Below are 21,126 nucleotides of genomic sequence, written 5' to 3' on the forward strand. Positions count from 1 at the left end.
AAAGAAGTTAAAAAAGTCTGTACAAACAAGTAGTTACTTGTGGTACAGACTTTTTGTTTGATGTTATGCTATAACAGTATTAAAGAGGAAACCCCTCATAGTTATTTTAGAATAGAAGGTGAAGAAATGCTTAAAAAAATACTTTTAGTGGAAGATGAGAAGCATATTGCTCGTTTTGTGGAGCTAGAATTAAAGCATGAGGGTTACGATGTAATCGTCGCTTTTGAAGGACGAGAAGGACTTGAGCTAGCTTCAACTGAAAATTTTGATGTGTTGCTATTAGATGTTATGCTTCCAGGAATAAATGGAATTGAAATTTGTCGTCGAATACGCACGCAGTCAAAGGTACCCATTATATTGTTAACGGCTCGAGATGCTGTAATGGATCGTGTAGCTGGCTTAGATGCTGGCGCAGATGACTACATAGTAAAACCGTTCGCTATTGAGGAACTATTAGCTAGAATTCGTACAATAATACGTCGGGTGACACCTGATGAAAAAATTGGGGGTTCATTACATTTTCGTGATATCGAAATGGATATAGCGGCCTATGAAGTATTTGTTCAAGGGAAAAAGCTTGATTTAACGAAAACAGAATATGATTTACTTAAATTATTGATAGAGCATAAAAATAAAGTTTGTACACGAGAGCTAATTTTAACCTCTGTTTGGGGGTATGATACGGATATAGAGACAAATGTCGTAGATGTATATATTCGGCATTTGCGAAATAAACTACCGGGTGATATGAATGCCTATATTGAAACCGTTCGTGGTGTGGGGTATGTGATGCGCGAATGAAAAAATTAAGAGATTATTTAGTCAATCAATCGTTACAAAGAAAATGGATGCTCACATCTAGTGCTGTTATATTTTTTAGCTATACGATTATTTGTATTGTCGTTTATATTTCATTGCATACATGGCTAATAAATGATGAACAAAGTAAGATTAAACTAACTAGGGCTGATTTGATTTCCTTTTTAGAGTCACAAGGACCCAATCTTACTGTGCAGCAAATTCAAGAAAACACGGGTCTATTAAAAACCATTGTGGATCGAGATCAAACCGTCAGAATGTTTAATGTAGATGGTATTGAGATTTTAAGCATTAATAATACTTCGCAGGCTGCGCCCTTAACTGCGTTGAATGAAGTGGTAGAAATGACAATTGATAAAAAGGATGCCTTTGTTATTAATGAACCGATTCAGCTCGGCTTCTTCAAAGGGTATATTCAAGTTGTTCATCCATTATCTAAGTTTCAGTCGTTAATGCATTATTTATTAACTGCCATGCTCATAGCGGGGGTGGGAGGATTGGTGTTATCAGCTTCAATTGGCTATTATCTAGCCAATTATTTGATGAAGCCATTGCATGCGTTACGTGCATCCATGAAAACCGTTATGGATAAAGGATTTAATGAACCAATTCAATTAACTTACACGTCTCATGATGAGATTGGCGATCTATTGAAAATGTACAATGCGATGATGAACGAATTGCAAATTTCATTTACAAAGCAGCAACAATTTGTTGCGGATGCTTCTCATGAGCTGCGGACGCCTATCCAGGCAATTGAAGGACATCTATCCCTTTTGAAAAGATGGGGGAAGGATGATCCAGAAATTTTAGAGGAATCTATTGAAACTTCATTAACTGAAATTGCACGAATGCGTAAAATGATCGAAGAATTACTAGAACTTGCACGTCGTGAAGAAAAGGACATCAAAAGTGAGGCTGATGCAGTATCTGTTATAGAAGCGGTTATAGAGGACACAAGACTCCTTCATCCGGATGCTCGAATATCGCTGTCGAAAGATGAAGAAATAGGGCGATTATATATAACAGAAAATGCACTTAGCCAAATTGTTCGTAATATAATAGAAAATGCAATTCGTTATTGTGAAAAAATTCCTGAGATTCAAATTTCACTATCTGTCTTAGAACAGGAAGTGTCAGTAAAAATAGAAGATAATGGTATTGGTATAGAGGAAGAAAACATTCCATACATTTTCGATCGCTTTTATCGAGTTGATGAGGCAAGAAATCGTCAAATAGGCGGTACAGGCTTAGGGCTTAGTATTACAAAAATGTTACTTGAAAAGTACAATAGTTCTGTGGAAGTCAAGAGTGATAAAAATGTTGGAACCGTTTTCTTGCTAAAATTCCCGCTGAAATATTGAGAAAAATACATGCTTTATTTAATTATTTCATCCTTTGGGAAAGAAATTGCTTAATTTGCTAAAAAGAGTTGTATTTTTTGTGAAGAGTAGTAAGATTGAGATGGAAAAAACGTTCTTTAAATAATGGATAAGATGTCAAACATCCTTTAAAAGAACGGAAAAATATTATATAATTAATTGTAATTTAATTAATGGAACTGCCGAAAGGCAAAATTTGGAGGTCATTTTTCATGTCGAACAACGTTACAACTGTAAGTTCTCCATGGTCAGCTTTCTCTGGTCCTAACCTAGGATATGTGATGGAGCAATACGACTTATTCTTACAGTCTCCTGAAGAAGTAGAACCGGAGTTAGTATTATTATTCCAACAATTTGGTGCACCAGTAGTAGTAGAAGGTGAAGTAGCTGTAGCTAGTAATGCAGCAGCAGCTCCTGCTGGCGATTACAAGAAAGTGTTAGCAGCTGTGAAATTAGCAGATGCAATCCGTACAAACGGTCATTTAGCGGCAGATATTTATCCTTTGAAAAACCGTGAACTACAAACAGCTCAAATTGAAGAAAGCGCGTTCAACTTAAGCGCTGCAGATTTAGCTGAAATTCCTGCAGCTGTCTTCTTCAAAGATGTGCCAGCAAACGTGAAAAATGGTAAAGATGCAATCGATTACTTAAAATCTGTTTATACAGATAAAGTAGCATTTGAATATAATCACGTAGTAGCAACAGAAGAACGTGATTGGATTCAAGCACAAATTGAAACAGGTTCATTTAAACAATCATTATCTTCTAATGAGAAAAAAGCTTTATTAGATCGTTTAACTCGTGTTGAGAACTTCGAGAAGTTTATTCATAAAACTTTTGTAGGTCAAAAGCGTTTCTCTGGTGAAGGTTTAGATACTCAAATCGTCCTATTCGATGAAATTTTGAAAACAGCTGAAACAAATAGCGTTGAAAATGTACGTATTGGTATGGCCCACCGTGGTCGCTTAAATGTGTTAACACACATTTTAAATAAACCATACGATATGATGTTCTCTGACTTTGCACATGTTTCTAATGAATTATTTATCCCAGAAAACGGTCGCCTTGAAATTACTAAAGGCTGGACTGGTGATGTTAAGTATCACATGGGTGCTTCATATATGCGTGAATCTGGTATGAATGTTAAACTTGCTTACAACCCATCTCACTTAGAAGTTGGAAATCCTGTTGTTTTAGGTACTGCACGTGCAGCACAAGATGACACTTCTAAACCAGGGCAAGCTGTCCATAACCGTACAAAAGGATTAGGTATTCTTGTGCATGGTGACGCTGCGTTCCCAGGTCAAGGGATCGTAACAGAAGTATTAAACTTTGCAAAAACTGAAGGGTTCACTACTGGTGGTACAGTTCACATCATTGCTAATAACATGATTGGATTTACAACTGAACTACAAGACTCTCGTTCATCTGTTTACTCTTCTGACCCTGCAAAAGGTTATGAAGTACCAGTTGTGCATGTAAATGCAGATAGCCCTGAGTCTGTAACTTTAGTAGGTCGTTTCGCAGCTAGCTACCGTCAAAAATTCGGTAAAGATATCATCGTTGACCTTATCGGTTACCGTCGTCATGGTCACAATGAAACGGATGATCCAACTGTAACAAACCCTGAAACATATAAATTAGTTTCTAAACATGAGCCAGTTCGTGCTTTATACGGCGCTCAATTAGCAGCTGAGGGTGTAGTTTCTGCTGATGAAGTTGCAGCATTAGATAAAGCTATCTATGCAGAAATGCAAGCAGCTTATGATCATGTAAAAGAAATGGCAGATAAAGATGAACACAAACATTTAGAAATGCCAGAAGAATTAAAAGTAGAATTCCCACAAATTGATACAGCAGTTGGTGCGGAACGTCTAGGAAAAATTAATGAAGAGCTTTTAGTGTTTGAAGAAAACTTTGAACCACAGAAAAAACTTGGCAAAATTTTAGAAAAACGCCGTGATGCATTTGCTTCTGCAAAAATCGACTGGGGTCATGCAGAAACTTTAGCTTATGCAACAATTATTCAAGATGGCACACCAGTACGTTTTACAGGTCAAGATGCACAACGTGGTACGTTCTCTCAACGTCACTTAGTGTTACATGACAAAAACAATGGTAATTTATTCACGCCACTTCACCATATTTCAGGTGCAAATGCATCATTTTCAGTACACAACTCTCCACTTACAGAAGCTGGGGTAGTGGGCTTTGAATATGGTTACAATTTAGAAAATGGCCATGTATTATCAGTTTGGGAAGCTCAATTTGGTGACTTTGCTAACATGGCACAAGTTATGTTTGATAACTTTATTTCAGGTGCACGTGCTAAATGGGGTCAAAAATCTGGTCTAGTTATTCTTTTACCACATGGTTATGAAGGTCAAGGTCCAGAACACTCTTCAAGCCGTATGGAACGTTACTTACAAATGTCAGCTGAAAATAACTGGTTCGTAGCAAACTGCTCAAACGCAGGTAACTACTACCACTTATTACGTCGTCAAGCAGCATTATTAGGTACAGAAGGCGTTCGCCCACTTGTAGTTGTATCACCTAAGTACTTACTTCGTCACCCATTAGCTGCAGCAAATGCTGATCAATTAGCAAATGGCTCATTCCAAGAAGTAATTGAACAACCAGGTCTAGGTTCAAAAACTGAAGCTGTAGAACGCATTGTATTAGGTTCAGGTAAAGTAATGATCGACATTGCAGACCGTATTAAAGATGGTGAAGGCTTCGATCACCTACACATTGCTCGTGTAGAACAACTTTACCCATTCCCAAAAGAGCAAGTTGCTGGTATTATTGCAAAGTATCCTAATGTTAAAGAAATCGTTTGGGTACAAGAAGAACCTAAAAACCAAGGTTCTTGGAATTATGCATTAGAAACATTACACGACCTTTCAGAAGGTAAAAAGCTACGTTATGTAGGCCGTCCTGCAATGAGCTCGACTTCTGAAGGTGATGCAGATTCTCATAAAGCAGCTCAAGCCGCACTTGTAGAAGAAGCAGTTGCTGAGCCTGTAAAGGTTAAATAATCACATATTAAATTTTTGAGAGCCGGGCTACTTGCTGAGGCAGTAGCCCTTTTATGTGCATAATGCACGTTAATTAAAGGAGGAAATGAAAGTGGCTGAAATTAAAGTCCCTGAATTAGCAGAATCGATTACAGAAGGTAGTATCGCACAATGGGTAAAAAAAGTGGGCGATCGCGTTGAAAAAGGTGAATTCATCGTTGAACTTGAAACAGACAAAGTAAACGCTGAAATCATTTCTGAAGAAGCGGGAGTTTTAACTCAAATTTTAGCTGAAGAAGGCGATACTGTACTTGTTGGTCAAGTAATCGCAGTAGTAGAAGCTGGCGAAGGTGCAGCACCTGCTCCAGCGGCACCAGTTGCAGCAGCACCACCACAAGCGGCACCTGCTCCAGTTGCAGCAGCTCCAGTTGTAGAAGAAACTACTGGTGAGCGTGTAATCGCATCTCCAGCAGCTCGTAAACTTGCTCGTGAAAAAGGTATTGACCTTGCTGCTGTATCTCCAGTAGATCCACAAGGCCGTGTACGTGTACAAGACGTGGCAGCTCATGGTACAGCTCCAGTAGCAGCTCCAGTAGCAGCTCCAGTAGCAGCAGCACCTAAAGCAGTTGTAGCTGTAGATGATTCACGTGTAACAATTGAAAAAATGAGCCGTCGTCGCCAAACAATTGCAAAACGCTTACTTGAAGTAAAACAATCTACAGCAATGTTAACTACATTCAACGAAGTAGATATGACAAACGTTATGGCTTTACGCTCTCGTAAAAAAGACCAATTCTTCGAGTCAACTGGCTCTAAACTTGGTTTCATGTCATTCTTCACAAAAGCTGTAGTTGCAGCGCTTAAAAAATACCCATATGTGAACGCACAAATCAATGGTGATGAAATTCACTTAAACAACTTCTTTGATATCGGTGTAGCTGTATCAACAGAAGAAGGTTTAGTAGTACCGGTTGTACGTGACGCTGACCGCAAAAACTTTGCTGAAATTGAAGATTCAATTGCAGACCTAGCTAAAAAAGCACGCGACAAAAAATTAGGTTTATCTGATCTTCAAGGTGGCTCATTCACAATTACAAATGGTGGTGTATTCGGTTCATTAATGTCTACACCTATCATGAATGGTACACAAGCTGGTATTCTTGGTATGCATACTATCAAAAAACGTCCAGTTGAAGTGAATGGTGAAGTAGAAATTCGCCCAATGATGTACTTAGCTCTTTCTTATGACCACCGTATTATCGATGGTAAAGATTCTGTAGGCTTCCTTAAAACTGTTAAAGAACTACTTGAAAACCCAGAAGATTTATTATTAAATTCTTAATTCCTGAGTTTATTAAAACCTTGCAAACATTGTTTTGCAGGGTTTTTTTCTTTTTATGGAGCAACTCTTAAGAAAGCGACGGAAAGAGAACGAAGCGATGGATAGAAGAGCTAAAGTGACGGAAAAAGTATTCGTAGCGACGGATAGAAGTGCAGAATCGACGGAAAGATGAGCCAGAGCGACGGAAAGAAAACCAAGCGACTGAAAGAAGAGCCAAAATGACAGATAAAGTATTCATAGCGACGGATAGAAGAGCTGAATCGACGGATAGAAAAGCCAAAGCGACGGAAAGAGAACGAAGCGATGGATAGAAGAGCTAAAGTGACGGAAAAAGTATTCATAGCGACGGATAGAAGAACCAAGGTGACGGAAAGAAAAGCCAGAGCGACGGAAAGAAAACGAAGCGATGGATAGAAGAGCTAAAGTGACGGATAAAGCATTCATAGCGACGGAAAGAAAAGCTGAATCGACGGAAAGAAAAGCCAGAGCGACGGTAAGAAAACGAATCGATGGATAGAAGAGCTAAAGTGACGGATAAAGTACTCGTAGCGACGGATAGAAAAGCTGAATCGACGGAAAGAAAACGAATCGACGGATAGAAGAGCTAAAGTGACGGAAAAAGTATTCGTAGCGATACGGATTTTCTAAAGAATCGGCTTTTCATTTACATTATTATAACTGCATCCAAGTATATAAATTGGGTAAAGTTCGTATAAAGAAGCATAGGCGACTTTACGGATTCTTTCGGCAAAGCGGCAGTCTTAATCATTTTCAACTTTGCAAAAGTGTATATAAGGCATAAAAAGGATAAAAAACCCTAATATTGTAATTAGTCAGAAAAGTAATAAAATTATCTTGACGAACACATTAGCTTTATAGTAGTATCTTAATATCAATTAAATATACAAACCTCACATTTATCCTATTGTGAGGTAGAGGCGCGGTATTTATTAGTTCATTGTTGAGTATAAGCAAGCGAAGACGCAATGGAGAAGGAACTATCGCCGAAGTATAAAAGGAGCTCGTACTTTTATGCTGGGTCTGCAGTGAATAAGTGCAGGACTGTCCTAGTAAATTATTTTCCAGATTTACTAGGTTGTGCTATCTCGGAATGATGGAATTATAGTGAGGATTTGGGCAACTGTTAAAAAAGTAAGACCTAAGTTCAGTACTTAGGTCTTTTTTGGTACAGTTGTCTTATTTTTTTATAGAAAAGGGGAATGTTACATGAAAAGAAAATCGTTGGTATTAATGTTGACCGTCATGACTGCAATTTTGCTAGCAGCTTGTGGTGCTGGTGACAAAAAGGATACGACGTCATCTAGTAATGACGGTAACAAGACGAGTACGGAAGAAGGCGGCGGCCAATTCCGTATTGGGATGGAAGCAGGTTATGCTCCGTTTAACTGGACACAGCAGGGTGATTCAAATGGCGCAGTAAAAATTGCGGATAATGCAGAATATGCAGGTGGTTATGATGTACAAATGGCGAAAAAGATCGCTGAGGGCTTAGGAAAAGAATTGGTTATCGTAAAATTGGAATGGGATGGCTTAGTACCAGCACTACAATCCAATAAAATCGATGCAATCATTGCTGGTATGTCACCTACAAAAGAGCGTAAGCAAACAGTTGACTTCACTGAAAACTACTATACATCTGATTTTGTTATGGTCATTAAAAAAGGCAGCAAATATGAAAAAGCAACTTCTATCCAAGATTTCTCTGGTGCTAAAATCACATCACAATTAAATACATCTAACTACAATGTCATCGATCAAATCAAAGATGTAAAAAAACAAACTGCAATGGATAACTTCCCAGCAATGCGCGTTGCATTAGAAGCTGGAAAAATTGACGGCTATGTAGCTGAACGTCCAGAAGGTATTTCCGCTGCTGCTGCAAATGATAAGTTCGCGTATGTGAAGTTTGAAAAAGGCTTCGATACAGATATTTCAAATACATCCATTGCAGTTGGTTTACGTAAAGGCGATGCAAATCTTGAAAAAATCAATGAAATCTTAAAAGGTATTTCTGAAGATGATCGCCAAAAAATTATGGAAGAAGCCATTCACCAACAACCAGCAGCACAATAACATGATGGCACGGGCTATCTGCTAGTCCGTGCCATCTCATTACAATTTATAATCTTTCTAAATAATAATAATGTCTGAGCTAAAAGTTTCATAAAATAAAAGAAACAAAGGCTCCAGCCAAAACAGGATACTGTAACGAACAAGCAACACGACGTTGTTAGGAGGAACATCATGAGTTTTGATTGGATTATTTCTATTGTTGAGAACAACTGGCAAATGTTTTTACGAGGTGCGTATTATACATTACTTATTTCTATTAGTAGTACAATTATTGGTGCACTTATCGGATTTTTCATCGGAATTATGCATACCATTAAGGTTCGTAAAAAAGGTGTAAAGTTCTATAGCTTAAAGCTCATTAATTTTATACTAACATGCTATGTCGAATTTTTCCGTGGTACACCAATGATTGTACAAGCAATGGTTGTATTTTTCGGATTAGATATTGCATTTGGCATTGATATGCACTTTATTACGGCAGGTATTTTAGTTGTTTCATTAAACACAGGTGCTTATATGGCTGAAATTGTTCGCGGTGGTATTGTATCCATTGATAAAGGGCAGTACGAGGCCGCATCTGCAATTGGTATGAACCATTTTCAAATTATGCTACATGTTGTATTACCACAAGTTGCGCGAAATATATTGCCTGCAACAGGTAACCAATTAATTATGAATATTAAAGATACAGCAGTATTAAACGTTATCGGGGTTACGGAATTGTTCTTCCAAACAAAATCGATCGCGGGTAATAACTTCCGCTATTTTGAATCCTTCTTTATAGCTTGTGTCCTTTATTTCATCATGACATTCACAGCATCGAGAATCTTACTGTATATTGAAAAACGACTGGACGGACCAGATGCCTACCAAAAAGAACAGAAAGAAGCAGTATAGGGGGACGAACAAGTGACAGTTATTAAAATAGAGCATTTAAGTAAATCATTTGGTCGTAACCAAGTGTTAAAGGATGTAAATTTCCAAGTAGAAAAAGGTGAGGTTGTCTGCTTAATCGGTTCTTCTGGATCAGGTAAATCAACATTACTACGCTGCATTAATTTACTGGAAACACCAAGTGGTGGTCAAATTATTTACAAAGGTGAAAACATTTTAGATGAAAAGCATAATATCCAAGAATACCGTACACATTTAGGTATGGTATTCCAGCAATTTAACTTATTCAACAATCATAATGTGCTAAAAAACTGTACAGTTGGTCAAATGAAAGTATTAAAGCGTTCAAAGGCAGAAGCCGACGAAGTTGCTTTAAAATATTTGCAGATTGTTGGTATGGATAAATACGTCAATGCCAAGCCACGACAACTATCTGGCGGTCAAAAACAGCGTGTAGCGATTGCACGAGCATTGTCAATGAGCCCAGATGTAATGCTGTTTGATGAACCGACGTCAGCACTGGATCCAGAGATGGTCGGTGAAGTGTTGAAGGTAATGCGCCAGCTAGCGGATGCTGGGAATACGATGTTAATTGTTACACATGAAATGGAATTTGCCAAAGAAGTAGCGGATCGCGTCGTATTTATGGATAAAGGTGTAATTGTAGAGGAAGGACCACCATCACAGGTATTAGTAAATCCTCAGAATGAACGGACAAAAGAGTTTTTAAAACGAACATTAAAATAACGTTCGATTACAATAACAAAAAAAAGTGAGTCCAAATTAATGGGCTCACTTATTTTCTAGAATTCCATTCTGCGTATAAAATAAAGCAAATTGCAAATGCAACGGCTAGGATAAAAAACCATTGCGGTACACTACCAAAGCTCATAGTAACACCTCGAAGTAAAAATTTTTATTATGGATATGGTTAAAAAACGATAGTTATGGAGAAAATATGATCTTCTATGGTTTTTTTCTCCACAAAAGTTCAAAAATATTATAAAATAAGCAGTAGACATTAGCTTCGTGCTAGTAAAGAGAGGTAGAGAGATTATGTTACATTTAAAATGGAAAGATGCTCCAACAGTACGCACAGTTACTTGTAAGCATACTAATGCATCAAAATATTTAGTTTCAAACGTATTAACAGTAGGGAAACAATATGATGTGAAAAATGAAACAGAAGAATTCATTTTTATTATCGATAACACTGGTAATATCGGTGGCTACTATAAAGATTATTTCGAATAAAAATCAAAGGGTGGTTCAGATTTTTCTGAGCCACCCTTCTTTGTTGGAAAAAAGGAATCATTCCTTCTTAAAGGTCTTCAAGTCAGCTACATCCTGTAATTGCTGTTTTTCCTGTTCTGTAGCTGTATGAAGGGCGAAGACGTCTTTGATAGCTGTCTTCAGCTCATGTTGTGTTTCTTTGAATTTCGATACTTGCTGTTCAAAGGAAGGACTCGTAAATCGATCATTTGTACGAGATAATCTTTCTTCTAGCTGCGCGTAGTGATGATCCATATGCATAGATAACATCATGGCCAACTGATTTTTCCAAAGCGGAATAAGGGTAACAATTGAAAATTCAATTTTTTCCGCTAACGATTGATTAGACTGCTGAATCATCCGGATTTGTGGCGCAGTTTGTAAGGCAACTTGCTGCGATACTTGTAAGTCATAAATACGTTGATCTAGACGTTCGATTTGAGCGGCAAAATCATTAAGCTGTTGGATAGCTAGTGGCTGTTTCGTTGCTTGTACACTAGTCACTTTTTCAGGAAGCTCAACTTCAATGGCTTGCTGCTTCTTCATTTGTCCGGCTGCAATAGCAGTCGCTAACTCCTCAAAGAATCCTCGATTATGTGAATAAAGTCCTTCTAACATTTCCACATCTCTTATCATTTGAAGCTGTGCACGTTCGAGCTGAACACCAATGCGTTCTACTTGGATACTAATACGTTCAAACTCCGTTAATGTTTGCTTAACAGTTGGCCCAATTTTACCAAACATTTTTTTAAAAAAGGACTGCTTTTTTGGTTCTAATGCGTTAGGGTCCACACGGTCTAACGTTTGCATTAATGAGTCTAACATTTGGCCAATTTTTGTGACGTCTTTTTGTTTTACTTGTGCAAGCATTCGATCAGCAAATTGAGAAAGGGATCGCTGTGAATCCTGCCCTAAAGACAGGACTGACTCGAAGTTTGTTAGATCAAGCTGACTAGCGTATAGAAGTGCACGACTTTGTGCAAGAGGCGATAGCGTATCATACGTCGCCATCGCCTCATTATTTGGAGTTGTTTCTAAATAAGTTTGCACAAGTGGGGAAAGACCTTGTATTGTATTTAGTTGAAATGCGTGATCATTTGCTGTCATTTATCATCGCCTCGCCACTCCAATTGTTCTTTTCGTCTTAAATTGGAACGATTCGCAAATTCGATCTCCATTTGAAGATGGTCAATATCGTTGGAAAGCGCATCCTTTAAATCAATTTGAATCGTATCATTTAAATCTGTAAGTGTTTCTCTTGTTTTCGATAATGTAATTTGGATTTCCTTGTCCTTCACAGGCTGTCTCGATAACATCGTATATTTATCCGTTAATTCGACAGCGGAAGGGAGATGTGCATAAAAAAATTGTTCAACATTATAAAATTTTCGTGGATCTGTTTTAACTACTTTCACGATATTTTTTGAAATACGTGTCATTTCAAGTAATTGCTTAAATGCAGAAACAGAACGTACACGTAAGTAGTTTTGACTTAATGTTTGAATATTTTTATTGGCTGCTGTAAGTTGTGTATCAATATGTTTGTATTCTTCTTTTGTTATACCTGCTATTTGCATGAACTTCTTTTTCTGTCTATATTTCAACAACGCCGTACTCGACGCGTATGTTCCAGCAAATAATAAACCACCAAGGAAGTATCCTGGACTTGCCGCAATTGCTGTGATAGAAACAGTTGTGAGAGAAATTAAGAAGCTAGCGGTATGTCTAGAGAAAAACTGTCCGACACTGAGCATGTTTCTTCCTCCTAGCATTTAAATATGTCTATATTCTTATACGAAATAATCGACATAAAGTTTCAATGAAATAATAATCCTTACATAAATTTTACTGCTATTTGTAAAGTTTCTCAATGATATTACTTAAGAACAAGAAAATCCTTTACTTATTAGAAAGAAAAGGGGACAGACGAATAAGAAATCGAACTAAGTTTCCGGCATTGCTGTTTCATCTATTACTCGGGTAAGTAATAAAAGGCTTATTTGGATTAATCGATTTCATTATATATATTGTATTCAAAATTATAGTAATTCGCGAATTGCTTCACACGTTGTTCGTCAATTTTTTCTCTCTTAATAGGTTAAACATTAGTATTGTTTTTTCGTCTGTTGTTGATTCCTCGACATGAGCGTTAAAATTATTTTATAAAATTAAAAAGCGTATTCGAGATTTTATTCTCAAAATACGCTGAGTAGTGATACTCGTTAATTTTAAGTCATTCATTAGATTGAAAATGTTTTAATTGTTCTGTCGAAAGAGTCGTCCCATCCACCTGCTTGAGGAAGTAGAATTCTTTCGGTAAATTCGTTAAAAAACACACCTATTTTTCAATTACTAAAATAGAGCTATTTTCTATTGGAGGCTCACAGTCTCTAAGAAGATAATTTGTACTTTCATTCGTTTCAGCGGTATCAATTAAAGAGCATGCTGAATGAATGATACTTCCTTGACCAAATTGATCTCTGCGGCTGTCATACGTTGATTTTATTATTTTCCCATCGTACTTAAGTTCATGAAGTATTGGGTCACCTTCTATAGTATATTTAACCACTCTAATACTATCTTCTTTCCCTAGTTGTACATTACGGAAAAAATCTTCAAACCTTTCTAGATTTTTTATTTCACCATGCGTGTCTACAATATCTTCTGGAGTTGAAATGTAAGGTGAAGGTTCATCATTAACATTCATATCAATATCAGTCGAGCTATTTACACGATCGCAACCAGCAATTAAAAGTATAAAAAATAAAACGGTTAGCTTTTTCATGGCTATACACCCCTTCATGTATTTAGTCGTTTGTTCATAAAAAAATGTTCCATACCCGTATCAGTCAAAATAAAAAAGACACCGTTTCAAATAGTAACGTGAATTATAGTGGGGCGGTTAAAATATTTATTGAGCTAAGGTTATGCAATTAGTAAAACATATGTCAACAATAAGAGGAAATCCCTTCCTTTTGTCGAAAAATAGAAGTGAAAGGGGAATAGCTTTATGAAATCGATATTAATTAAAATTAAAGAACAATTCAAAACTAGTTCACCAAAAATCCCTAATAATGCATGTTATTTTTGTAAACGCAAAGCACCAGATTTACGAAATTACAGAAATGAGAAGAACAAAAAAATTAAGGTGTGTTATTTATGTGTTGAATATGCTGAGAGACGAGCTTTTCGTAAATAAAATTTTGCCATTGCCCTTCTGCATTAATTGTGGAAGGCTTTTTTATTCAATGAAGGAAGAAATGTAATGGGAAAATAAAAGCACGTTATTAGAATTAACTTTTAGTGCATATGAATTGGATGGTTTGGACATGGTCGAAACCGCTGAATTTGTCTTAAGAGTTGAAAAATATTACCATATATTCTATTGTTTTTTATATACCTAAAAGGTAATTACAGGAATAATAGGGGGATGAATTATGAGTCAAGTTTGTGTGATCAGCATCTATGTACCTAACATTGAAAAAGCAATTGATTTCTATACGACTGTTTTAGGTTTTGAGGTAAACAAACAATACGGACCCAAAATCGTGACACTTGTTCACGGAGATTTACCTTTAGTTTTAGAAGAAGCGAAAAACTCTAAATCCATTCCAAAAGATACTTTAGGTGTGGTTTTAGCTTTAAAGACAGAGGACATTCATCAAACAGTCAATAAGTTAAAATATCATAATGTTGAGTTCATTACAGATGAGCCGGTGGATTGTCCTCCTGGAAAAGTTATTAGCTTCAGAGATCCTTTCGGGAATGTCTTAGAGTATTTACAATTTATTTAGATAATATATAGATTAAAATATTTCAGGAAGTCACATCTAACAAGGTGTGGCTTTTTAACAGTGTTTTATGTAGCGAAAGAAAATCAAGGCAATCGGAAAGGAGCTAATAAAGGATGTTAGCCTAAATCATCACATCCATGCGATAACGGCAAACTGACCTGCATCGTGTTGGCCTAATCATAAAGCCAATCCCGTACAACATTGTTTATCTGCGCGAAAGCTAAGGGTCAGTGGCAAATGTTTTCTGTGCGAAAGCGAAGCGTCAGCGGCAATTTTGCCTAGGTATAATTGATTTTCATTTGAATGAAAAATAACATTGTTAAATATGTTAAACAACTTTATAATAGTGTTAATTAAATCCAATTGTTAAAATTTTTTCATGTCCTAAGGTGTTTTTCAATTTCTCACGTAACAAAGATTGCGCCATAAAGATGACTTCATAGGTAAAAAGGGAGAGTCTACCATATGCAAAAAAACACAAACAATAAGATTGAGCTCATTGATACTAAAATAATGTTAGAGAAATACAAGGAAGAAATAGAATTAATTCAAAAATCATTAAAACAACTTGAGTTGGAAATTAGTAATTTGCAAAGTGAAGGTTTAGTTGAAATAGAAAAGTTGACAAACGACTTAAGTAAGTTACAGTTACTTTCAACGAGTATAAAATTTAAAGCTAAATGTCTTACCTGTAATAACAGTAAAACCATAGAGACATTAACGACTAAATAGAATATTGATATCAAGTCACATTTAATTTGTTGTGGCTTTTTATTACGCTTTATATTTCTGGTGATGACATTTCGTTCCATGTATTCTATGATTAGTGTGGAAGGTGGTGCCAAAAATGAGAGGAAATTTAGAACAGATTACAATCAGTTTTTGTGAACAAAACGGAGATGTAATTATGACGTATGACATCAACAACTCTCTATCAGCTCTGATTCCGAACGTTGGTGATGTAGTTAATATTGATGATAATTACAGGGCAGTAAGTGAAAGAGCTTTTACTTACAGTCCAAGAAGTATTACAGTTACAATCTATTTAGAAGAATTATAATCAGGACTTCAAGGTCACACTCATTATGGTTGTGGCTTTTTTTATGCAGGTAACTATAAATTACTGGCGGAGCGAAGCAATACCTGCGAAAGCAAGGTAAATACCCGCGGAGCGAAGCAAGGCGAATACTCGCGGAAGTAAGGTAAAAACTCGCGGAAGCAGAGCGAATACTCGCGGAGCAAAGCAATACTCGCGGAAGCAGAGCGAAAACCCGCGAAAGCAAGGTGAATACTCGCGGAAGCAAGGCGAATACCCGCGAAAGCAAGGCAAATACTCGCGGAAGCAAGGCGAATACTCGCGGAAGCAAAGCAAATACCCGCGGATCCAAACGAATAACATCCTTAGTCACATCTAACAAGGTGTGGCTTTTTATTGTGCAGACAAAGTCCAACGGAGGATATATTGAGTGGATTTTGCGAGTAGAATTATGAGTAGTAGGGAACAAAAGCATAGGGAACGACTGGTCGTTTTATAACGGTTAAATTAGTAGATCTAAAATAGATAATTTGCTAGAATGGCGAATGTGACTAAAATAGAAATAATAGTTATAATATGGAATCTGTTTTCATTTCTCCCGAGTATAAGAAAACCTATGTGAAAGAAGTCGGACAAAATTAATTATTACTGTAAATGTCAAAATAACAATATACATTTTTGCTCATCCAAGCATGTACGTTTTCGATTACTTTTCTATTTAAGTGTGTGAATAATTGCAACTTCGCACGGAGAGTGTACTCGCATGATTCGATTGACTGAACTCATCTATATTAAGGGCTGGTTAACCGGTCAAAGCAATCCATGCTCGCCATGATGGGTGAACACCTTTTTTAATAAAAATAGCGCATTATGAAATACCACCTGTTATTAATCAATACGGAAGTGTCCTACATGCGCCAATGATTGCATACAGTGTTTGGAAGTATACATTTGAAAGGATGTGAGGGCAAATGAAAGTAACGGTTAAAGAATGGCGTGTAATGTCTGATCACAACAAACAATTACTTTTAAATGCGGTAGCAACTAAATAAAACATAGATGAAAAGAGGAATGAGAACATGCTGCAACAAACACAACACGTACTTAGAAAAAGTAGTGCTAGAAAGTAATAACAATGTTGATAGTTTATCTGCACAAATAGTTCAATGAATAGTTGTCCAATAGGCAACGACTCATTCATTTAATAGATAAAAATAATGAAATCACTCATAAAAGTTGGCATAAGAACAGTGGAATGGTGTGAGCAGCCACTTTAGAAATTCAAGATACATTAAAATTATTTGCATTTGCTACGGAAGGGTATTCCCAATCCAAATTAATAAAATATAATTTTTCCCCCAGCAACGTCATTTTAGATAAACCGTATTCATTCAATGTTAAAAATAGACGAAAAGCTTGATAAACTTTAGTATTACAACAATACAAAAAAAGAGGAGCCAGACTAAACAATGTCTGACTCCATGCGTGTATAACCTTTTAAATCATCAAAAAGCTCTAAAGTAAATGAATTGGAATCTGCTTGAGGGCTAACACCCTTTTGAACGAATACTAAGAATTCATCTATCGCTTTTTTTGATCCTTCTACTTCAACCTCAATTTGATCTTGATTATTTAGTTGACAGTATCCTTTTAATCCTAGCTCAATCGCTTTCTGTTTAATGAAAAAACGATAGCCAGTCCCGTAAACATCACCGAAAAATTTAATTAGCGCTCGCTTGTTCAAGCTAACACCTCCTACTAGTTAAGAGGGGAAAACCCCCTTGGTGCTTAGTGCATTACACGTTCTTTTTCTAAATATGCAATTAGATTATTGATAAAATAGAGAACTTGCTTAGAAGCTTGATCTACTTCTTTTAAATGAACTTCTGCCTGCTGAATATTCCCAGCCTTATAAGCCACCGCTGCTAACTTCGCCGATTCATGAACACGTAAATGATAGGCGTCTAATTCACGGTACTCCTGTAAGTGTCCGAAACGTTCTACGGTGCGAGCAGATGTATACCATTTACCAAGACGGCAGTCTGTATGTGAAGAAACATCACTTGGTTCGACATTTTCAAGACCGAGGAACATATTATAAATTCGCCATTTCCATAAAATATGATCGGCCTTTGATAATTGTAAAAGTGCAATGGACGAAAGCTGAACATTATTATTCTCAATAATATCATTGCGGAAACGATTAATTTCTTTCCCTAATGAATGAATATCACTAGATGTGTTATGACTATATTCGCGAATGTCATCTTGAAGGTTAGAAATCTCAATCATTCTTGCTGATACTTCATCAATAGCTGCAGCCTGTTCCTGTGATATCGCAGCTGTATTTGTGACATCCAGATTAATACCTTCAATGGCACTAACTATCGCATTTAATAATGGTAACGATTCTTTAGCCTCTACAGTTGCATCTTTAATAATTTCAGTCGTTTCTGTTATTGAGTTTGACACATCGTTTGAATAGCTCTTTAAATGATGTACATTTGCAGTTACTTCACTTAGCGCTGATACCGTTCCTTCAGCAAGCTTTCGAACTTCCTGCGCAACTACGGCGAAGCCTTTACCATGTTCACCTGCTCGTGCAGCCTCAATAGAAGCGTTCAAAGCAAGTAAATTCGTTTGATCGGCAATTTGGTTTATTAACGTTACAACATTTTCAATATCATTTACCCGCTTTTGTAATTCTGAAAAGGATTCAACAATTGATGTAAATGTTTCTTCTGTTTTAAAGATTTCAGAAAGGGCATGCTCAATTGCATTTTTTCCTTGTACAGCATGATCAACAGATTCAGTTGTTTTTTCAGAAATACGAGAAGACATTCGAGCAACCTCGTTAATAGAAGCGGCAATTTCTTCAGTTGCTGCGGTAGAAGACTGGATTTCTTCGTTTTGTTTATCTAAGCTAAATACTAAATCTTTCATATACATGATTTTTGCGTTGACATCCATTAAAGAGGAAATTTCAGCGACAACATTTTCAATAGTACGTTCTGTTAACACTTCGATGAGTAATTCCTGGTCAACGTTAACAGCTGATTGGAAAGATTTCATATATTCAAATGCCTTATTAGGTTTTAAACCAAAATTATGTAAAATGTATGTAGTAATATAAAATGCAAATTGATTGAAGACGACGATTAACTTACCCGGCTCATATTGATTCTTTCTGAACAAATTGAAAAATTTAACGGTTTCATCCACATATTCATCATCACGAGTAGCTAGGAAAAATTGAGTTAAGTATCGATTAATATTTTCTTCACTAATCGTTAGCTGAGAGGAAAGAGAGATTTCTCTTAAATAGTTATTAAAAATTGCATTCATCGACGGCGTGATATCTTTTAATTTATTGTAGAGAGTTTTTAAATTCTCTTCATCTTGAGTATTGAAATGGTTAAATGCTAGTGTTTTATTAAAACGACCTGTAGCATTTAAATTTGTACCACGCTTTAATAATTCATCGAGTTCGGCCTTAGGTCGAATACTTGAAAACATAAAAAAAATACCTCCAAAAATTATGAATAATAAGGTAATAGTACCATAAGACAGAGTGTTTTAATAGACATTTCAAATGTGTTTGCTAAAATGAAAATATCTTATTACAGCAGGGAATGTGGCAAATATGTATACAATCATTTACATGAAAGCTGATTATGAGCCTTGGTGGAAGTTTGAAGGCTGGGAGGCTTTTATTCAAACAAATGAAACATTTGAATCGGAGGAGCAATTTGAGGAAGCCTTACAAAGAAAACTAAAGCACTTCCGTTTAACATATGACAATGAGGCAACGAAAGAAGATGGGTTTTGGGCATTCTGGTCAGAGGATGAAAGTGTTTTTTGCGAAGCCTGTGATGATGATGTACAAATTTATCACGGTATTATCGCTTTGAGATCTGAGTCATAGAAATAAAATTTTGACATTTTAAAAAAAATATTTTTTCTTTATTTGACAAAATTATGAATGGCGGTTATACTTAGGTTAACAATTTAATTGCTTCACCGGTAACATGAATTCACATATTACAAAAAGTGATCGCGTTAGTTCGGTACTCTTTGTAATATGTGAATTTTTTTCATTCGCTGAAGAAATTACATATTGTTCACTTTTATTTTTTGGAGGTTTTCTTAAATGAAACAAGGTACAGTAAAATGGTTTAACTCAGAAAAAGGTTTTGGATTCATCGAAGTAGAAGGCGAAAACGACGTATTCGTACACTTCTCAGCTATCGGTGGCGAAGGTTTCAAAACTCTTGACGAAGGTCAAAAAGTGGAATTCGAAGTTGTAGATGGCAACCGCGGACCACAAGCTGCTAACGTAACTAAACTTTAATTCTCAGTAATTAAAATTACTTTCGTTAAATTAAGGCATCCTATTGATATAGGATGCCTTTTTTTTATGCTTCGAACATTTGAGAGTTACAACATATGATTAATAGTGACTTGGTATATGAAAGAGTGTAGATCCTACCATTCATGCAGATCAAAAATCAAGTTTCTCAATTCTGTACAAATAAAAAAATAATTTTATTATGTAAACAAAAGTAAGAGCTCGTCTCATTCATGAGGACAAGCATCTTTTAGGGGAATTATTTACTTAATATGCGTTGAAGCACTTCAACAGGTATAAACAAACCGACACGACCATATGGATCATTTTTCGCCGTTGCAAAAACGATTCCGATAACTTCACCAGCAGCATTAATGACAGGACTGCCACTATTTCCCCGATAAACAGGGGCTTTCATCATCATAACAGGCTCCTGCCAATCCTCAAGGTGTGTTGATTCCAGTAAAGTACCTTCATTTGCGATGCCTGTAAACGCTAGTGGATTACCAATGAAATAGACATGCTCATTTTTGCTATAGGTAGGATTTTCAGCGAGTGAGAGGGAAGGTAACTCATCACCCGTTACTTGTAATAATGCTAAATCTACGTCCGGGAAGCTTTGCAGTAACTTGGCACCCATTAAACCTTCCTCAGGGAAAATGACGAATAATGATTGAGCATCTTCTACAACGTGTGCATTGGTTACGATAAGTCCATCTGAAGAAATTGAAAAACCAGTGCCTTTACTAGAACCTGTAGATATCTCTACAACAGCTTTTTTATAGGTTTTTATATCTTCTTGCGTTGATAATCGTGCAGACACCTTCAAAAATTCAAGAGCTGGAATGGAGTATATTTGAAAGATAAGTGCAAATGTATTCAAAAACAACACAAATGCCATACTCCAGACAATCCATTTGACAATTGGTTTTCGTTTTTTAGGCTTTTTACCTTGCAGTTGTTCTTCTTGTGCCAATGCCTTTTGTTGTTCAGCGAGGACAAGCTCAATCAATTCTTCTTCTGTCAATTCTTCATTTGTTGTTGATCTATGTATATCATTCATAAAAACCCTCCTTACCCAAAATGAAAAGCGCCCAAGTAGGACACCTGTAAAGTAATTCTTATTCA

General features: G+C 36.4%; 20 protein-coding genes and 1 riboswitch. Of the genes, 14 read left to right on the top strand and 6 right to left on the bottom strand.

Annotation, left to right across the window (positions count from 1 at the left end; translation table 11 throughout):
* Window positions 1-126 precede the first annotated feature (126 nt).
* The 9 genes from ACQKOG_RS13415 (at window position 127) to ACQKOG_RS13455 (ending at window position 10,802) form a co-directional block, all read left to right on the top strand.
* Window positions 127-801, top strand: a complete 675-nt coding sequence (locus ACQKOG_RS13415) for a response regulator transcription factor (RefSeq protein WP_370082049.1) — start codon at window positions 127-129, stop codon at window positions 799-801.
* A complete protein-coding gene (locus ACQKOG_RS13420; protein WP_370082047.1) occupies window positions 798-2,183 on the top strand; it encodes a sensor histidine kinase in 1,386 nt (461 codons plus the stop codon). The genes ACQKOG_RS13415 and ACQKOG_RS13420 overlap by 4 nt, the downstream gene beginning before the upstream one ends.
* A 230-nt stretch (window positions 2,184-2,413) precedes the next feature.
* On the top strand, window positions 2,414-5,239 hold the full coding sequence (locus ACQKOG_RS13425) for a 2-oxoglutarate dehydrogenase E1 component (RefSeq protein WP_402871473.1): 2,826 nt from the start codon (window positions 2,414-2,416) through the stop codon (window positions 5,237-5,239).
* Window positions 5,240-5,330: 91 nt separating this feature from the next.
* Window positions 5,331-6,560 carry a 2-oxoglutarate dehydrogenase complex dihydrolipoyllysine-residue succinyltransferase gene (odhB, locus tag ACQKOG_RS13430; protein WP_427446957.1) on the top strand — a complete coding sequence of 410 codons (1,230 nt, stop codon included), beginning with the start codon at window positions 5,331-5,333 and terminating at the stop codon, window positions 6,558-6,560.
* Window positions 6,561-6,709: 149 nt separating this feature from the next.
* Window positions 6,710-6,871: a hypothetical protein gene (locus ACQKOG_RS13435; protein WP_427446959.1), complete on the top strand. Its 162-nt coding sequence runs from the start codon at window positions 6,710-6,712 to the stop codon at window positions 6,869-6,871.
* Window positions 6,872-7,485: 614 nt separating this feature from the next.
* A riboswitch (Lysine riboswitch) is annotated at window positions 7,486-7,672 on the top strand.
* 115 nt (window positions 7,673-7,787) lie between these two features.
* The gene (locus ACQKOG_RS13440) at window positions 7,788-8,654 is read left to right on the top strand and encodes a transporter substrate-binding domain-containing protein (RefSeq protein WP_427446961.1); all 867 of its coding nucleotides are present in this window, start codon (window positions 7,788-7,790) and stop codon (window positions 8,652-8,654) included.
* A gap of 171 nt (window positions 8,655-8,825) precedes the next feature.
* Window positions 8,826-9,551 carry an amino acid ABC transporter permease gene (locus ACQKOG_RS13445; protein ID WP_370081505.1) on the top strand — a complete coding sequence of 242 codons (726 nt, stop codon included), beginning with the start codon at window positions 8,826-8,828 and terminating at the stop codon, window positions 9,549-9,551.
* A 12-nt stretch (window positions 9,552-9,563) separates the two neighbouring features.
* Window positions 9,564-10,295, top strand: coding sequence for an amino acid ABC transporter ATP-binding protein (locus ACQKOG_RS13450; RefSeq protein WP_427446964.1), 732 nt, complete (start codon window positions 9,564-9,566; stop codon window positions 10,293-10,295).
* Window positions 10,296-10,604: 309 nt separating this feature from the next.
* Window positions 10,605-10,802, top strand: a complete 198-nt coding sequence (locus ACQKOG_RS13455; RefSeq protein ID WP_053485867.1) for a DUF6501 family protein — start codon at window positions 10,605-10,607, stop codon at window positions 10,800-10,802.
* Window positions 10,803-10,859: 57 nt separating this feature from the next.
* Here ACQKOG_RS13455 and ACQKOG_RS13460 read toward each other — a convergent pair whose 3' ends face one another.
* The 3 genes from ACQKOG_RS13460 to ACQKOG_RS13470 all read right to left on the bottom strand — a co-directional run bounded on the left by ACQKOG_RS13460 (window position 10,860) and on the right by ACQKOG_RS13470 (window position 13,605).
* On the bottom strand, window positions 10,860-11,927 hold the full coding sequence (locus ACQKOG_RS13460; RefSeq protein WP_370081501.1) for a toxic anion resistance protein: 1,068 nt from the start codon (window positions 11,925-11,927) through the stop codon (window positions 10,860-10,862).
* Window positions 11,924-12,574 (bottom strand): 5-bromo-4-chloroindolyl phosphate hydrolysis family protein, encoded by a 651-nt coding sequence (locus ACQKOG_RS13465; protein WP_370081499.1) that lies wholly within the window; start codon window positions 12,572-12,574, stop codon window positions 11,924-11,926. The genes ACQKOG_RS13460 and ACQKOG_RS13465 overlap by 4 nt, the downstream gene beginning before the upstream one ends.
* Before the next feature lie 584 nt (window positions 12,575-13,158).
* The gene (locus ACQKOG_RS13470) at window positions 13,159-13,605 is read right to left on the bottom strand and encodes a DUF4362 domain-containing protein (RefSeq protein WP_370081497.1); all 447 of its coding nucleotides are present in this window, start codon (window positions 13,603-13,605) and stop codon (window positions 13,159-13,161) included.
* Window positions 13,606-14,257: 652 nt separating this feature from the next.
* Here ACQKOG_RS13470 and ACQKOG_RS13475 point away from each other — a divergent pair.
* From ACQKOG_RS13475 to ACQKOG_RS13485, 3 genes are all read left to right on the top strand, one after another.
* Complete coding sequence (locus ACQKOG_RS13475; protein ID WP_370081495.1) at window positions 14,258-14,614, top strand: VOC family protein; 357 nt, start codon at window positions 14,258-14,260, stop codon at window positions 14,612-14,614.
* 465 nt (window positions 14,615-15,079) lie between these two features.
* Window positions 15,080-15,346, top strand: a complete 267-nt coding sequence (locus ACQKOG_RS13480) for a hypothetical protein (RefSeq protein ID WP_370081493.1) — start codon at window positions 15,080-15,082, stop codon at window positions 15,344-15,346.
* A 175-nt stretch (window positions 15,347-15,521) separates the two neighbouring features.
* On the top strand, window positions 15,522-15,674 hold the full coding sequence (locus ACQKOG_RS13485) for a hypothetical protein (RefSeq protein WP_370081491.1): 153 nt from the start codon (window positions 15,522-15,524) through the stop codon (window positions 15,672-15,674).
* A gap of 1,438 nt (window positions 15,675-17,112) precedes the next feature.
* Here ACQKOG_RS13485 and ACQKOG_RS13490 read toward each other — a convergent pair.
* Both ACQKOG_RS13490 and ACQKOG_RS13495 read right to left on the bottom strand, forming a co-directional pair.
* Window positions 17,113-17,394, bottom strand: a complete 282-nt coding sequence (locus ACQKOG_RS13490; RefSeq protein ID WP_370081489.1) for an acylphosphatase — start codon at window positions 17,392-17,394, stop codon at window positions 17,113-17,115.
* 44 nt (window positions 17,395-17,438) lie between these two features.
* Entirely contained in the window at window positions 17,439-19,166 is a 1,728-nt protein-coding gene (locus ACQKOG_RS13495) for a methyl-accepting chemotaxis protein (protein ID WP_370081487.1), read from the bottom strand.
* 127 nt (window positions 19,167-19,293) lie between these two features.
* Here ACQKOG_RS13495 and ACQKOG_RS13500 point away from each other — a divergent pair, with 127 nt between their 5' ends.
* Window positions 19,294-19,575: a DUF1033 family protein gene (locus tag ACQKOG_RS13500; protein WP_370081485.1), complete on the top strand. Its 282-nt coding sequence runs from the start codon at window positions 19,294-19,296 to the stop codon at window positions 19,573-19,575.
* 225 nt (window positions 19,576-19,800) lie between these two features.
* Window positions 19,801-20,001, top strand: coding sequence for a cold-shock protein (locus ACQKOG_RS13505; RefSeq protein WP_049665398.1), 201 nt, complete (start codon window positions 19,801-19,803; stop codon window positions 19,999-20,001).
* 256 nt (window positions 20,002-20,257) lie between these two features.
* Here the strand turns inward: ACQKOG_RS13505 and ACQKOG_RS13510 are convergent, their stop codons facing one another.
* Window positions 20,258-21,061 carry a S1C family serine protease gene (locus tag ACQKOG_RS13510; protein WP_370081483.1) on the bottom strand — a complete coding sequence of 268 codons (804 nt, stop codon included), beginning with the start codon at window positions 21,059-21,061 and terminating at the stop codon, window positions 20,258-20,260.
* Between the last annotated feature and the right edge of the window lie 65 nt (window positions 21,062-21,126).

The sequence above is a fragment of the Lysinibacillus sp. NPDC093216 genome (assembly GCF_050280325.1).
In the GTDB taxonomy this organism is placed as follows: Bacteria; Bacillota; Bacilli; order Bacillales_A; family Planococcaceae; genus Lysinibacillus.

Bases quoted from the DNA above. Each gene is read 5' to 3' on its own strand.
- ACQKOG_RS13485 (WP_370081491.1), top strand. From the start codon at position 15,522: ATGACGTATGACATCAACAACTCTCTATCAGCTCTGATTCCGAACGTT.
- ACQKOG_RS13480 (WP_370081493.1), top strand. From the start codon at position 15,080: ATGCAAAAAAACACAAACAATAAGATTGAGCTCATTGATACTAAAATA.
- ACQKOG_RS13470 (WP_370081497.1), bottom strand. From the start codon at position 13,605: ATGAAAAAGCTAACCGTTTTATTTTTTATACTTTTAATTGCTGGTTGC.
- ACQKOG_RS13475 (WP_370081495.1), top strand. From the start codon at position 14,258: ATGAGTCAAGTTTGTGTGATCAGCATCTATGTACCTAACATTGAAAAA.
- ACQKOG_RS13505 (WP_049665398.1), top strand. From the start codon at position 19,801: ATGAAACAAGGTACAGTAAAATGGTTTAACTCAGAAAAAGGTTTTGGA.
- ACQKOG_RS13415 (WP_370082049.1), top strand. From the start codon at position 127: ATGCTTAAAAAAATACTTTTAGTGGAAGATGAGAAGCATATTGCTCGT.
- ACQKOG_RS13425 (WP_402871473.1), top strand. From the start codon at position 2,414: ATGTCGAACAACGTTACAACTGTAAGTTCTCCATGGTCAGCTTTCTCT.
- ACQKOG_RS13465 (WP_370081499.1), bottom strand. From the start codon at position 12,574: ATGCTCAGTGTCGGACAGTTTTTCTCTAGACATACCGCTAGCTTCTTA.
- ACQKOG_RS13495 (WP_370081487.1), bottom strand. From the start codon at position 19,166: ATGTTTTCAAGTATTCGACCTAAGGCCGAACTCGATGAATTATTAAAG.
- ACQKOG_RS13460 (WP_370081501.1), bottom strand. From the start codon at position 11,927: ATGACAGCAAATGATCACGCATTTCAACTAAATACAATACAAGGTCTT.
- ACQKOG_RS13510 (WP_370081483.1), bottom strand. From the start codon at position 21,061: ATGAATGATATACATAGATCAACAACAAATGAAGAATTGACAGAAGAA.
- ACQKOG_RS13455 (WP_053485867.1), top strand. From the start codon at position 10,605: ATGTTACATTTAAAATGGAAAGATGCTCCAACAGTACGCACAGTTACT.
- ACQKOG_RS13440 (WP_427446961.1), top strand. From the start codon at position 7,788: ATGAAAAGAAAATCGTTGGTATTAATGTTGACCGTCATGACTGCAATT.
- ACQKOG_RS13445 (WP_370081505.1), top strand. From the start codon at position 8,826: ATGAGTTTTGATTGGATTATTTCTATTGTTGAGAACAACTGGCAAATG.
- ACQKOG_RS13420 (WP_370082047.1), top strand. From the start codon at position 798: ATGAAAAAATTAAGAGATTATTTAGTCAATCAATCGTTACAAAGAAAA.
- ACQKOG_RS13500 (WP_370081485.1), top strand. From the start codon at position 19,294: ATGTATACAATCATTTACATGAAAGCTGATTATGAGCCTTGGTGGAAG.